Origin of the sequence: Methylobacterium sp. Leaf125, from assembly GCF_001423085.1 — a bacterium.
Taxonomy (GTDB): Bacteria; Pseudomonadota; Alphaproteobacteria; order Rhizobiales; family Beijerinckiaceae; genus Methylobacterium.
In genome coordinates, this window is record NZ_LMNU01000001.1 from 58699 (window position 1) to 72038 (window position 13340).

The window sequence follows — 13340 nt, forward strand, 5'->3', positions numbered from 1 at the left end:
CCTGGGGGTGAAGGGCGTTCAGTCCTGCGCGGCGCGGGTCAGGTCGAGCACGCAGATGCCGCTCGCGTCGGGCCGGCGGTCGTGCCAGGCGGGCGCTCGCAGGGACCGGCGCATGTCGTCGAGCCCCGCGGCCCAGTGCTCCAGCATGGTCGTGCGCGAGAACTCGTAATCCTTCGAATTCCCCTCGTAGGCCTTGCGACGGTAGATCAGCTGCATGATCGTCACGACGTTGTCGTGACTGATCCCTCGCAGAAACTCGACATCGGGGTCGCCGAGCCATTCGGGCGGCAGCTTGGCCAGGAGGCTGCGCGTGGCGGCCTTGGCCTTGCGGATCTCCAGGCTCATGTCGGTGTTGAGCCGGGTCCGGCTGGAGAAGCGGATGTCCTTCTCGCGCTCGGCCGCGTCGATCAGGGTCCGGGGCATCGCTCCGCGCGCGGAGAACAGGTCCACCTGGAACACCATGAGGTCGCGCCCGCGCTCCTCGTCGAGGACGTATTGCAGCGGCGTGTTCGAGACGATGCCGCCGTCCCAGTAGGGCTCGCCCTCGATGGTGACCGGCGGGAAACCCGGGGGCAGGGCACCGGAGGCCATGATGTGCTCGGGCGTGATCCGGTCCCGCCGGGTGTCGAAGTAGGCGAAGTTTCCGGTGCGCACGTTGACGGCGCCGACGCTGAGGCGGGTCGGCCCCGCGTTGATCAGGTCGAAATCCACGAAGCGTTCGAGGGTCGCGCGGAGCGGGGTCGTCTCGTAGTAGCTCAGCGCCTCCGGCGCGCCGGCCGGATAGAAGCCGGCGGGCGGAAAACGGGGCGTGAAGAAGCCGGGCACCCCGAAGGTGGCGATCCAGCCCGCGCTCGCCTCGTTGAACGCTGCCCGGGCCCTCTCGCCGGGAAACCAGGGCGCTCCCGTCACCCCGGAGGAGACGAGCTCCCAGAAGGCTCTCATTCGCTCCACGCGCCGCTCGGGCGGGTTTCCCGCGATGAGCGCCGCGTTGATGGCTCCGATGGAGATTCCCGCGACCCAGTCCACCGCGTGGCCCTGGGCCGCCAGCGCCTCGTAGATGCCCGCCTGGTAGGAGCCGAGCGCCCCGCCGCCCTGGAGCACGAGAACGTTGGTTTCGCCGCTGGGAAATGCCGACACGACAGGCCCTCTCGCGATATGGACCACCCACCGCCTCGGGGATCCCGCGAGTCGTCCCGCCAACGGCGAGGCGCCAACCCACGGTTGCCCGGTGCGTGCGGCGCACCATGACGCAAGCCCGGGGCGACCGCCATCCATCGGATGGGACGAAGCGGCTCGGTTGTCAGGCCCTCGATCTTCGCCCAGCGGCGCCCGGCTTCGGCGGCAGGACCGCCCGGTCGGGTTGGCCGCCGAAACGGTGAGACATGGCTGTCTGGCGGGAGGGTCTGACGAGGGTGTCCGGCGAGCGCGTCGGCAGAGAGTGCCGGGCCGGATTCGCGTCCGAGGCCCTCGACACCTGGGCCGAACGTCCGGCCGAACCGCGCCCGCGAGTCTCGCGGTCGGGCCCGACCCGGGCCCTGTGGACGGTTGACAGGCGGAGTTCCTTCGCCAACACCCCCCGCCCAGTCGCGGCTTTTCCCGCACGCCCTCCGCCGCCATCGTCCCTGACCCGGCCGCCCCGCGCGCGATGGCGACGAACAAGGATCCCTGACCCATGTCGGTGACGCGCTCCTATCTCGACTTCGAGAAGCCGGTGGCCGAGCTCGAATCCAAGCTGGAGGAGCTGAAGACCATGGCCGCCCGCGACGGTGCGGTCTCGATCAGCGAGGAGGTCGGCCGCCTGGAGGCCAAGGCCGCCTCCGCCCTCTCGGACATCTATGCCGGGCTGACCCCGTGGCAGAAGACCCAGGTCGCCCGCCATCCGCAGCGGCCGCACTTCATCGATTACTGCGCCGGCCTGATCACGGATTTCAGCCCGCTCGCCGGGGACCGCGCCTTCGGTGAGGACCAGGCGATCGTGGGCGGCTTCGGACGCTTTCGCGGCCGTCCGGTCTGCGTGCTGGGCCAGGAGAAGGGCTCCACCACGGAGACTCGCCTGCGGCACAATTTCGGCATGGCCAAGCCCGAGGGCTACCGCAAGGCCGTGCGCCTGATGGAGCTCGCCGATCGCTTCGGCCTGCCCGTGCTGGCCTTCGTCGACACCGCCGGCGCCTTCCCGGGCATCGAGGCGGAGGAGCGCGGCCAGGCCGAGGCCATCGCCCGCTCGACGGAGGCCTGCCTCGCCCTCGGCGTGCCGAATGTCGCGGTGGTCATCGGCGAGGGCGGCTCGGGCGGCGCCATCGCGCTCGCCACCGCCAACCGGGTGCTCATGCTGGAGCATGCGATCTACGGCGTGATCTCGCCGGAGGGCGCGGCCTCGATCCTGTGGCGCGACCAGGGTCGCGCGTCGGACGCCGCCACCGCCATGAAGATCACCGCCCAGGACCTGCTGCGCCTCGGCATCATCGACGGCATCGTGCCCGAAGCGACGGGCGGGGCCCATCGCGGACGCGAGGCCGCGATCGAGGCGACGGGGGCCGCCATCGAAGCCGCCCTGGTGGAGTTCCAGGGGCTCGGCCCGGACGAGATCCGGGACCGGCGCGCGGCGAAGTTCATGGAGATCGGTCGGAAGCTCTAAGATCGCGACACTCCGCCGCAGATCGAGGCGGGAACCAATGGGCCCGTCGGCTTGCCGGCCGCTGCCAAGGTTTCGCCACATCGACGCGCGGCGGAGCGATGGCGAAAAACCTGCGAAATCAATCCGTTTCCTTCCCGCCCGCCCGACGCGGCGTCAAATGCGGCGAGATCGCGTCGACGGGCCGGTGATGTCCGCAATCCACATCCCGCCCGGGCCGCCGCGGCCGTCTCCTTGCGGTAACAACCGGGTAAGTTTAACGACGCTAAGGGGTTGGGGAGTGGCATGCCACGGGCGTGAGCCCGGGGCTGCGTGACTGAGGATAGGTTCCCCATGGCTATGCGCCCGCTCGTGGCCGCCGGTTTCGCTCTGCTCGCCCTGTCGCTCGGCGCCTGCCAGGACGGTTCGACGGGCGGTGGCGTTCCGCTGCGGGCCCTGGCCCCGGTGCCGCCGAAGACCCTCGCGCTGATGGCCCAGAAGGGCATGTCGCAGAGCGATCCCATCCTGATCCGTGCCTACAAGCGGGAAGCGGAGATGGAGGTGTGGAAGCGCGGGACCAACGGCCAGTACGCCCTGCTCAAGACCTTCCCGATCTGCCGCTGGTCGGGCCAGCTCGGCCCGAAGACCAAGCAGGGCGACCGTCAGGCGCCCGAGGGCTTCTACACCGTGACGCCGGGTCAGATGAACCCGAACTCGTCCTACTATCTCTCGTTCGACACTGGCTATCCGAACGCCTACGACCGAGCAAACGGGCGCACCGGCAACTACATCATGGTGCACGGCACCTGCTCTTCGTCGGGCTGTTTTGCCATGACCGACGAGTCGATGGGCGAGATCTACGCCCTGGCGCGCGATTCCTTCGCCGGCGGCCAGCGCGCATTCCAATTTCAGTCGTATCCGTTCCGGATGACGGCGACCAACATCGCCAAGTTCCGCAACGACCCCAACGCGCCGTTCTGGAAGAACCTCAAGGAAGGCTCCGACTACTTCGAGGCCCTGCGCGAAGAGCCGCGGGTCGGCCTGTGCGGAACGAAGTACGTCTTCGGCGGCGCCGACGCGGCGGCCGGCTCCTGCACCCCCAAGGTCGAGCCCCAGGTGGCGGAGAAGCGTGAGCGCGACAACCGCGAGATCGCCGACCTGATCGCCAAGGGCGCGCCCGCGACCCGCTTGGTCTACGACGACGGCAGCCAGAACCCGGTGTTCCGCGGTCCGCAGACGCCCGCCAGCACTCTCACCTTCGCGAGCCTCGGCAAATCGACCTCCGAGCCCGAGCTGCCGTACGATCCCAAGGAATATGCCCAGCACAAGCTCGGCGACGTCAGCCGCCCCGAGAGCTTGGCCGCCGGCGAGCGCGAGATCGAGGTCGACGCCAAGGGCCGTCCGGTGATGATGGCTGCGGCCGCTCCGATCCCCACCAAGGCCGCCGCCGCGAACCTCGCCCGGAAGGGCGCCGCGCCGTCAGCCAAGCCCGAGCCCGTGGTGGCCGAGCCGGCCAAGCCCGCCCGGGTGATGGTGGCCGACGCCGAGGGCGATCCAGCCGCCTACAAGAAGCTGATGGGCAACCTGTTCAGCAACGGCGCCCCCGCGACCCCGGCCGCCGACGCCGCCACCGTCCCGGCCGTGGCTGCAGCCGAGCCGGAGCCCGTCGCGGCCAAGCCTGCGGCTAAGCCCGCGCCCGCGAAGGCGGCTCACGCTGCCCTCGCCCCGGCCAAGGGCGGCAAGCCGGACGAGGACAAGGCGGCGAAGCCGGCCCACAAGACCGCCTCGGCGGCCATGACTGCGTCGCCGAAGACCACCGGCTCCACCACGCCCAAGAATTGAGGCGCGGAATCGTCTTGAGCCGAGTTGCCCCGGTTCAGCGCGTGCCGAGGAGCATGGCGCCGAAGCCGAGGAAGATCCCGCCGGTGATCCGGTCGAAGGCCCGCCGCAGCGCCGGACGGGTCAGGGATGCGGCGAGCCGGCGGCCGCCGAGGGCGTAGACCCCGTACCAGAACAGCTCCGCCGCCGCGAAGGTGACGACCAGGATCGCGAATTGCGGGGCCTGCGGCCGCGTCGGCTCGACGAATTGCGGCAGGAACGCGCTGGCGAACAGCAGGAGCTTGGGGTTGCTCAGGCCGATCAGCAGCCCGTCGCGGTAGAGACGACCCAGCCCGACCGGCGCCGGGATCCCCGCAGGGCCGGGGATCTCCAGCGCTCCGTCCTGCCCGCGCCAGGCCCGGACGCCGAGCACGACGAGGTAGGCGACTCCGGCGTAGCGCAGGCCATCGAACAGGACCGGCGAAGCCAGGAGGACGGCGCTCAGTCCCGCGGCGGAGGCCACCAGCACGAGGACCACGGCGCTGAGGCATCCGGCCATGGCGGCGAGGCTGCGGCGCCAGCCGACGCGGACGCTGCGCGCCAGGATGTGCAGCATGTTCGGCCCCGGCGTGCCGGACAGGAGGAAGACGGCGCTGAAGAACAGCCACCAGGTCTGGAAGGTCACGGCCGGTCTCCCGATCGAGGGCGCGCGCCCCGGGCGCGATACCGGCAATCTCCTAGCAAACGGCGCCCGGGTCGGCGCCCGGCCGGGACGCGGGGCAGCCCGGCGCCCAACGAAAAAGGGCCCCGCGAGGGACCCTTCTCCAGATCGGTCAGACCGATCGACCGATCACATGCGGTGCATCATCCGGCGCTCCATGCGACGGTGCATCATGCGGCGCTCCATGTGACGGCGCATCATGCGACGCTCCATGCGACGGTGCATCATGCGACGCTCCATCCGGCGCTCCATGCGCATCTGAACGGTGGACACCGTCTCGGGGGCGGTCACGCCCATCGGGGTGCCCGGCGCGGCCGAGGCGGAGGTGGCGAGGCTGGCACCGCCGAGCGAGGCGAGCACGGCGAAAGCAAGGGTCAGTTTCCTCACGTGTAGACTCCCATTCTCTTTTGGCCGAGCGCGGCACCCGGTTGGTTCTCTCGCGCACGAGGCCGAGAAATTTGTGTCGCGCACCGGAGTGAGCGGCAGGCCCCGTTCCGACCTGCCGCTGACAACACCTGAGTCAGAGATTCGTTTCCTCGAAAGCGCGCACCCACTCAGCACAAATTCCGGAGCGGACGATATCGTCGAGGGTAAATTCTACCACCGGGATCGGCATCATCCGACTTTTGATCAGGTGGATCACCGTGCGAAGGCCCGACGTCTCGCGTAAGTCCGTCTGGGAGACGTCGCCGTTGATGATCACCTGGCAATCGTCGCCGATGCGGGTGAGGAACATCTTGATCTCGGCGGTAGTGGTGTTCTGCGCCTCGTCGAGGATCACGAGGCAGTTCTTGAAGGTGCGCCCACGCATGACCTCGAAGGGCACCACCTCGATGTCGCCGGTCTTCACCGCGATCTCGAAGGCGGCCTCGCCCATGCGCTCCTTCATGGTCTCGGTCAGGGGCGCAACCCAGGGGGCGATCTTCTCTTCCAGCGTTCCGGGGAAGAAGCCGAGGGAGCGGCCGGATGGCACGTTCGGCCGGGTGATGATCACCTTGGCGATACGGCGCTGGCGGAGTTGATCGGCGGCGCGGGTCCCGGCGATGAAGGTCTTGCCGGTGCCGGCGGGGCCGAGAACGATAACCTGTTTGTGAAGGGCAAGGGCGTCGAGGTACTGCGCCTGCCGGTCGGTGAGGGGCTGGATCGGACTGAGATTGCGTTCTTCGTCGAAGCGGGTCTTGTGCAGCCGGACCGGACGGTCCTCAACGAGTTCAAGTCGTGCGCGGCGTCTCTTCATCGATCAACACTCCAACCGGACTTGCCAACCTGGATTTAATCTGAGCCTGACTTGCTGAACTTGCTTCGCATCACTTGTGACTGATCCCGTTTCGGCGATCCTTTCGACCTCGCCCGCTTCACAGCCAATCCGGAGACCGCCCTCAAGTTCCGGGCGGGTCCCTCAAGGCTGTGGATTCCCGATACGGCCCCGATGACCGCAGGACGTTGCGTTGCACGCACCATGCCGCGCCGGGCGCGACAGGGGCGTGACAACAACTATTCTTGAAAATGATGTAAAAAGTCTGCGCCGATGCTGCACTGCGGGGGAAAGGCGGCCGCAATTGCCGATTGCCCCGGGCTGTGTCGTGGAAGACGCAGTCCGCATCCGTGCGTCGCTCTCCGCAGCTATGGCGTCCCGCGTATCAGGCCGCCTGAATGAAGCTGTCGAGGACCATCTTCCGGCCGGCCTTGTCGAAATCAACGGTCAGCTTGTTGCCGTCCACACCCGCCACGGTGCCGGGGCCGAACTTGGTGTGGAACACCCGCATGTCGACGCTGAAGGCGGAGGGTGCGCCCGTCGACTTGGCGATGAGTTCGCCCTCGATCTGGCGCGGGCCGCCCCGGCTGGCCGGCGAGCGGTTGCCGACCCCGTAGCCGTTGGCGTTTCCGGACTGCGCCGTGTTGGCCTGGGCCCGCTGCCAGCCCGGCGTGCCGTAGGACGAGCCGAAGGGCGTCGGGTTCCGGTCGAAGCGCGAGGCCCCGGCCGAGAAGTGGGCGGGCGCGTCGATCACGTCGACGCTGTCCTCGGGCAATTCGTCGATGAAGCGGCTCGGCACCGTGGAGGACCACAGGCCGTGAATGCGCCGGTTGACGGCGAAGGACAGCTTGGCGCGCTTGCGGGCCCGGGTCAGGCCGACATGGGCGAGGCGGCGCTCCTCCTCCAGCCCGGCCCGGCCGCTCTCGTCGAGCGCCCGCTGGTTCGGAAACAGGCCATCCTCCCAGCCCGGCAGGAAGACGGTGTCGAATTCCAGGCCCTTGGCGGCGTGGAGGGTCATCAGCGAGACCCGGTCGGCGCCCTCCTGCTCGCTGGCCTCCATGACCAGCGAGACGTGCTCGAGGAAGGCGGCGAGGTCCGGGAACTCCTCCATGGAGCGGACGAATTCCTTGAGGTTCTCCAGGCGCCCGGCCGCATCGGCCGACTTCTCCTTCTGCCACATCTCGGTGTAGCCGGATTCCTCCAGGATGGTCTGGGCCACCTCCGAATGCGGCTGCGTCCCCACCAGCCGGGACCATCGTGAAAAGCTCTCGACCAGGGCGCGGACGCCGGACCGGGCGCGGGGCTTCAGCTCGTCGGTCTCCACGACGAGGCGGGCCGCCTGAAGCAGCGGCACCCGCTCGGCCCGCGCATAGGCGTGCAGCGCCTGCAGGGTGGCGTCGCCGAGGCCCCGCTTGGGCGTGTTGAAGATCCGCTCGAAGGCGAGGTCGTCGGAGGGGTTGGCCGTGACGCGCAGATAGGCGAGTGCGTCGCGGATCTCGGCCCGCTCGTAGAAGCGCGGTCCGCCGATGACCCGGTAGGGCAGGCCGAGCTGGACGAAGCGGTCCTCGATCTCGCGCATCTGGGCCGAGATGCGCACCAGCACGGCGATCTCCGAGAGGGCATGCTGCTTGGCCTGGAGACTCTCGATGGCCTCCGCCACCTGGCGGGCCTCCTCCTCCGAATCCCAGGCGCCCGACACCGTCACCTTCTCGCCGGCGACGTCCTCGGTGCGCAGGGTCTTGCCGAGGCGGCCCTCGTTCTTGGCGATGAGGCCCGAGGCGGCGCTGAGGATGTGGCCGGTGGAGCGGTAGTTGCGCTCGAGGCGGACCACGACGGCGCCGGGAAAGTCGTGCTCGAAGCGCAGGATGTTGTCGACCTCGGCGCCGCGCCAGCCGTAGATCGACTGGTCGTCGTCGCCCACGCAGGCGACGTTGCGGTGACCCTGCGCCAGCAGGCGCAGCCAGAGGTACTGGGCGACGTTGGTGTCCTGGTACTCGTCCACGAGGATGTAGCGGAAGCGTTGCTGGTAGTTCTCCAGCACGTCCGGGTTCTCGCGCCAGAGCTTCAGACAGAGCAGCAGCAGGTCGCCGAAATCGGCGGCGTTGAGGGTCAGGAGCCGGGCCTGATAGGCGGCATAGAGCGTGCCGCCCTTGCCGAAGGCGAAGGCCTGGGCCTCGCCGGGCGGCACCTGCTCGGGCAGCAGGCCGCGGTTCTTCCAGCCGTCGATGGCCGAGGACAGGGCCCGGGCCGGCCAGCGCTTCTCGTCGATGTTCTGGTCGACGATGACCTGCTTCATCAGCCGAAGCTGGTCGTCCATGCCGAGGATCGTGAAGTCGGAGCGCAGGCCCACCAGCTCCGCGTGCCGGCGCAGGATCTTGGTGCCGATGGCGTGGAAGGTGCCGAGCCAGGGCATGCCCTCGCCGGCCGGCCCGATGAGCCCGCCGATGCGGTGCTTCATCTCGCGCGCGGCCTTGTTGGTGAAGGTCACCGAGAGGATGTCGAAGGGCCGCGCCTTGCCGGTGGCGATCAGGTGGGCGATTCGCGTCGTCAGCACCCGGGTCTTGCCGGTGCCGGCCCCGGCCAGCACGAGCACCGGCCCGTCCGTCGCCTCGACGGCGCGGCGCTGCTCGGCGTTCAGCCCTTCGAGGTAGGGACTGCCCTGCGGCCGCAGGGAGGCCATGGCACGGGCGGCGATGGAGGTCGGGGCGGCGTCGGAGGCGGTGGGGCCGGCCGCGTCGGAGTGCTGGGTCATGCCGCATCCCTGGACCAAAACGCGAACGGCGTCGAGGGTGATGCCCGTGTCGGCGGCGCGTCGACGAGGGCGCGCCCCCTGGATTTCGGGCTGACACCGACGCAGCGCCGCAGGAGCCTGAGATTTGGGAACTCGCCTTTCCAACGATGCGTCGTCTTACCAGATCAGATCTCATTCCGTCATCGCCAAGGACGCCGCCATGCGTAGCTCCCCCGCCCTTCTCGCCGGCCTCGCCGTTCTCGCCGCCAGCCCGGCCCTCGCCCAGGTCTCGTCGCGGGGCGTCGACAGCCTGAATGCCACCAACGAGCGCCTGTCCAACCGCAGCGAACTCCGGGGCATCGAGCAGCGCCAGCAATTCGACACCAACCAGTCGCGCCTGCAGATCCAGCGCAGCGACCTGTTCCGGCCGAGCGCGCCCCCTGCCCCGATCGTCGTTCCGGGCCGTCGCTGAGCCGCAGCGCGGGGACGCCGGAGGCGGCGCGGGCCCTGGCGCGCTGGGGCCTTGCCTGTGCTATGTCCGCCGGCGAAGCGGGACCCGGTCCGGATGACGAGGCGGAACAGAGACGGTGCGTGACATCCTGACCGCGCTGGCGGGCGCCGTCATCCTGCTCCTCGTCGCGGCGCTCGCCGTCCCGCCTTTCGTGGCCTGGGAGGGCTATCGCGGCACGATCGACCGGACGATCGCGCGCTCCCTCGGGGTCGCCGCTCAGACCGAGGGCCGTATCGGCGTCCGGCTCCTGCCCTCGCCACGCCTCAAGCTCGATCGCCTGCGGCTGGGATCCGGGGCTGGCGCCGCGCAGAAGTCCACCCTCGACCAGCCCCAGCTCGACCTGCAGTGGATCAAGGCCGAGATCGCCCTGGCGCCGCTGCTGAAGGGCGAGATCCGCTTCACCGAGACGCGGGTCGGCCGGGCGGAGGTCAAGCTCCCCGTGACCGATGGCGAGGCGATGCTGCTGCCCGCGCGCGGGCTCTCGGCGGCCCTGCGGCGCGACCTCGCCATCGAGGATCTGTCGATTCGGCAATTCGTGCTGACGACCCAGGTGCCCGCGACCGGCCGGACGGAGCAGTTCTACGCCGAGGCGCTGCAGGTCTCGGCGCCGGCCCTCGTCGGACCCTGGCGGGCCGAAGGCACCAGCCGGGGCGTTCCCTTCCGGGTCTCGACCGGCGAGCTCGGACCCGACGGCGTCAGCGTGAAGATCGCGGGCGGCGGCGACACGCAGCCCCGCTTCGAGGCCGATGCCCGCATCGGCCTCGCCCCCGCCGGAACGGGAACGGGCGGCCGGCGCCTGGCCTCGGCGGTGGCCGAAGGCAGCGCCCGGATCGTCGTCGGGCCGCCGGTCCAGGCGGCGGGCGCCTACCTGCCCTTCTCGCTCGCGGGCAAGTTCAAGGGGCGCGGCCTGACGGCCCGATTCACCGACGTCGCCCTTGAGATCGATCCCGGCGGCCAAGCCCTGCGCCTGGGCGGCACGGGTCAGCTCGACCTGAAGCAATGGCGCGGTGCCCTGGCGCTCTCCGCCCGTCGCCTCGACCTCGACGCCTTCCTGACCTCGGCGGCCGGGCAGGCGCTGATCGCCCGCGGCGTGCCGAGCACCGGCAGCCGCAACGGCCTCGGACTGCCGATCATGGTCGATCTCGATCTCGCGGTGGAGAGCCTGGCCCTCGGCCTCGACGAATGGACGGGCCTCGCCGCCAGCGGCACCCTCGACCGCACCGGTGGCGTGGTGCTGCGCCGGCTCGACGTCACGGCGCCGGGCGCCGCGGTCCTGGGCGCCAGCGGGGAGATCGACACCGAGACCGGCCTGCGCTTCACCGGGCACCTGTCCCTCGACACGCCGGCCTCCGACGGGTTCGGCCGCTACCTGCGGCGCCTCGGGCTCGAAGGCCCTGCCGTGGCGGTGATGGACGGCCGTCCGGTGCAGGGGACGACCGACCTCTCGGTCGCCGCCGGCACGGTGTCCCTGCGCAATCTGCGCCTCGGGCTCGGCGAGGCTCGCATCACCGGCAATGCCCGCTACATCGCGGCCGAGGGCACGGAGCGGGGGCGCTTCGACGCGCAGCTCGCCGCGCAGGGCCTCGACATCGCCGCCCTGCCGGTGCTGGGCAGCACCCTCGCCGACCTGCGGGGCCACGATGTCGGGATCACGCTCCAGGCCCGGGACGTGCGCTACGGGACTGCCGGCACCCATGGGGGCAACGGCACCATCGCGGCGAGCATCCAGTCGGACGGCCCGAGCCTCGTGGTCGACAGCCTCGACATCACCGACCTGGCCGGCGCCAATGCCAAGCTCTCGGGCCGGATCAATCCGGACGGCACGGGTCGGATCGCCGGGCAGGTCTCGGCGGCGGTGGCCGCTCCCCTGTTCGCGCTCCTCGACCGAGTCTGGGTGACGGAGGCCCGCCAAGTCCCGGCCTTCCTGCGGAACGGGGCCCTCGACCTCGCGGTCAACATCGAGCGCGATGCGGGCGCGGCCGACACGCTGCGGGTCGGGGCGAAGGGCAACGCGGCGGGCGGCACCCTCGACCTCGACCTTCTGAGCCGGGCCGGCCGCATCGACACCCTCGACCTCACCATCGCGACGGCGAACGCGGCCTCCTGGTTCGGGCGCACCGACGTCCCGGCCCTGCGCCGGCCCGGTCGCCTGCGCATCGCCGGCGTGCCCGCCCCGTCCGATGACCCCGCGTCGCCCGGAGGCCTCGCCCTGCGCCTGAGCGGGACGGTCGCCGACATCGCGATCGCGACGGTCCAGCCGCTCCGCCTCGACGCCGCCGAGACCTTGCCGCGAGGCGGCGAGATTCAGCTCGCCCTGCCCGATCTCGCGCCACTCCTCACCCTGGCGGGCAGCGCCGGGCCGATCCCCGGGCCGCTCCCGGCCGATCTCGGCCTGCGCCTGTCGCGCGCCGGCCCGGACCTGCGCCTGGGGGTCGTCGGTCGGATCGCCGGCCAGCCCGTCTCGGCCGACCTCACCCGCACGGCCGAGGGCGCGATCGGCGGCAGCGCGTCCCTGACCCGCCTGTCCCTGCCGATGCTGGCCAGCGCCACCATCCTGCCGACCGAAGCCCCGCGCGGGCCGGGGCAGAGCCCCGCGAGCGCGCGGTTCGCGCCGGTACCGGCGGGCCGGCCACCCGTCTCCCTCGGCCTCCGGGTCGACAGCCTCGAGCTCGGGCGTGGGCTTACCGCCACCGGCGCGACCCTCGGTGTCACCCTCGACGGCGAGACCCTGACCCTGCGTGACCTCGACGCGACCCTCGCCGGCGGACGCATCGCGGGACGCGTGACCTCGACACGTCAGGGCGGTGCCGCCGCGCTCTCCGGCGAGGGCCAGATCACCGACGCGACGATCCCCGGACTGATCGGCCCGGGGTCGGTGGAAGGTCGTGTCACCGCCCAGCTCCGCTTCGGCAGTTCGGGTGAGAGCCTGACCGTGTTGATGAACAACCTCGGCGGCAGCGGCACCCTCACGCTCACCGACGTCAGCCTCCCGGGGGCCGATCCGGCCGGTCTGGATCGGGCGCTGACACTGGCCCTGACCGAGGACGACCCCCTGCGAGAGGGCCGCCTTCAGGCCCTCGTGGCCGAGGAACTCGGCGCAGGCCCGCTCACCGTGAAGGGATCGGTTTCCAGCCCTGCGAGCCTCGTCGGCGGCACCCTGCGCGCCGGCCCGCTGACCTTGGCCCTCGGATCCGCCCGCTGGATCGGAACGCTCGGCATCGACCTGCGGGACGCACGCATCGATGCGCGCGGGTCTCTCGTCGCGAGCCAGTCGCCCAAGGGCTGGAGCGGGGCGAACCCGTCGATCCAGCTCGGCTTCAGCGGTCCGATGCGGAATCCCGAACGCAGCATCGACGCCGGACCTGTAACGAACGGGCTCGCCGCCCTGGTGCTTCAGCGCGAACTCGAGAAGATCGAGCTGTTCGAGGCCGACCAGAGCGAGCGCCAGCGGCGCCGCGCCCGCATCGAGATGGACAAGGCCCGCATCCTCGCCATCAAGGCCGCGGCGGACAAGCTGGCGGCCGAGAGAGCGGCCTCCGAGGAAGCCGCCCGCCAAGCACGTCTGCGGGCGCAGCAGGCGGCCGACGAGGCCGCACGCGAAGTGCAGGCGCGCGAGGCCGAGGCGGCACGCCGCCAGGCCCCGGAGGCGAATGCTCCGCAACCCGAGGCGGCCCCTCGCCCTTGAGCGAGAGC

General features: G+C 70.8%; 9 protein-coding genes. 4 read left to right on the forward strand and 5 right to left on the reverse strand.

What is annotated here, in order from left to right:
- Positions 1-18: 18 nt before the first annotated feature.
- Positions 19-1137 (reverse strand): patatin-like phospholipase family protein, encoded by a 1119-nt coding sequence (locus ASF58_RS00270; protein ID WP_055945907.1) that lies wholly within the window; start codon positions 1135-1137, stop codon positions 19-21.
- 535 nt (positions 1138-1672) lie between these two features.
- Here ASF58_RS00270 and ASF58_RS00275 point away from each other — a divergent pair.
- Positions 1673-2635 (forward strand): acetyl-CoA carboxylase carboxyltransferase subunit alpha, encoded by a 963-nt coding sequence (locus tag ASF58_RS00275; RefSeq protein ID WP_055945910.1) that lies wholly within the window; start codon positions 1673-1675, stop codon positions 2633-2635.
- Positions 2636-2965: 330 nt separating this feature from the next.
- Complete coding sequence (locus ASF58_RS00280; RefSeq protein WP_156375495.1) at positions 2966-4453, forward strand: murein L,D-transpeptidase family protein; 1488 nt, start codon at positions 2966-2968, stop codon at positions 4451-4453.
- A gap of 34 nt (positions 4454-4487) precedes the next feature.
- Here ASF58_RS00280 and ASF58_RS00285 read toward each other — a convergent pair whose 3' ends face one another.
- The 4 genes from ASF58_RS00285 to ASF58_RS00300 all read right to left on the reverse strand — a co-directional run bounded on the left by ASF58_RS00285 (position 4488) and on the right by ASF58_RS00300 (position 9157).
- A complete protein-coding gene (locus tag ASF58_RS00285; protein WP_055945913.1) occupies positions 4488-5114 on the reverse strand; it encodes a LysE family translocator in 627 nt (208 codons plus the stop codon).
- Between the two features lie 165 nt (positions 5115-5279).
- Positions 5280-5537 (reverse strand): hypothetical protein, encoded by a 258-nt coding sequence (locus tag ASF58_RS00290; RefSeq protein WP_055945918.1) that lies wholly within the window; start codon positions 5535-5537, stop codon positions 5280-5282.
- A 133-nt stretch (positions 5538-5670) separates the two neighbouring features.
- Positions 5671-6387: a PhoH family protein gene (locus ASF58_RS00295; protein ID WP_055945921.1), complete on the reverse strand. Its 717-nt coding sequence runs from the start codon at positions 6385-6387 to the stop codon at positions 5671-5673.
- Positions 6388-6790: 403 nt separating this feature from the next.
- Positions 6791-9157 (reverse strand): UvrD-helicase domain-containing protein, encoded by a 2367-nt coding sequence (locus ASF58_RS00300; RefSeq protein WP_055945923.1) that lies wholly within the window; start codon positions 9155-9157, stop codon positions 6791-6793.
- Between the two features lie 199 nt (positions 9158-9356).
- Here ASF58_RS00300 and ASF58_RS00305 point away from each other — a divergent pair, with 199 nt between their 5' ends.
- Both ASF58_RS00305 and ASF58_RS00310 read left to right on the forward strand, forming a co-directional pair.
- Positions 9357-9608 (forward strand): hypothetical protein, encoded by a 252-nt coding sequence (locus ASF58_RS00305; protein WP_055945926.1) that lies wholly within the window; start codon positions 9357-9359, stop codon positions 9606-9608.
- A 115-nt stretch (positions 9609-9723) separates the two neighbouring features.
- Entirely contained in the window at positions 9724-13332 is a 3609-nt protein-coding gene (locus tag ASF58_RS00310; RefSeq protein WP_055945930.1) for an AsmA family protein, read from the forward strand.
- The last annotated feature ends 8 nt before the right edge of the window (positions 13333-13340 follow it).

Bases quoted from the DNA above. Each gene is read 5' to 3' on its own strand.
- ASF58_RS00305 (WP_055945926.1), top strand. From the start codon at position 9,357: ATGCGTAGCTCCCCCGCCCTTCTCGCCGGCCTCGCCGTTCTCGCCGCC.
- ASF58_RS00280 (WP_156375495.1), top strand. From the start codon at position 2,966: ATGGCTATGCGCCCGCTCGTGGCCGCCGGTTTCGCTCTGCTCGCCCTG.
- ASF58_RS00300 (WP_055945923.1), bottom strand. From the start codon at position 9,157: ATGACCCAGCACTCCGACGCGGCCGGCCCCACCGCCTCCGACGCCGCC.
- ASF58_RS00275 (WP_055945910.1), top strand. From the start codon at position 1,673: ATGTCGGTGACGCGCTCCTATCTCGACTTCGAGAAGCCGGTGGCCGAG.
- ASF58_RS00295 (WP_055945921.1), bottom strand. From the start codon at position 6,387: ATGAAGAGACGCCGCGCACGACTTGAACTCGTTGAGGACCGTCCGGTC.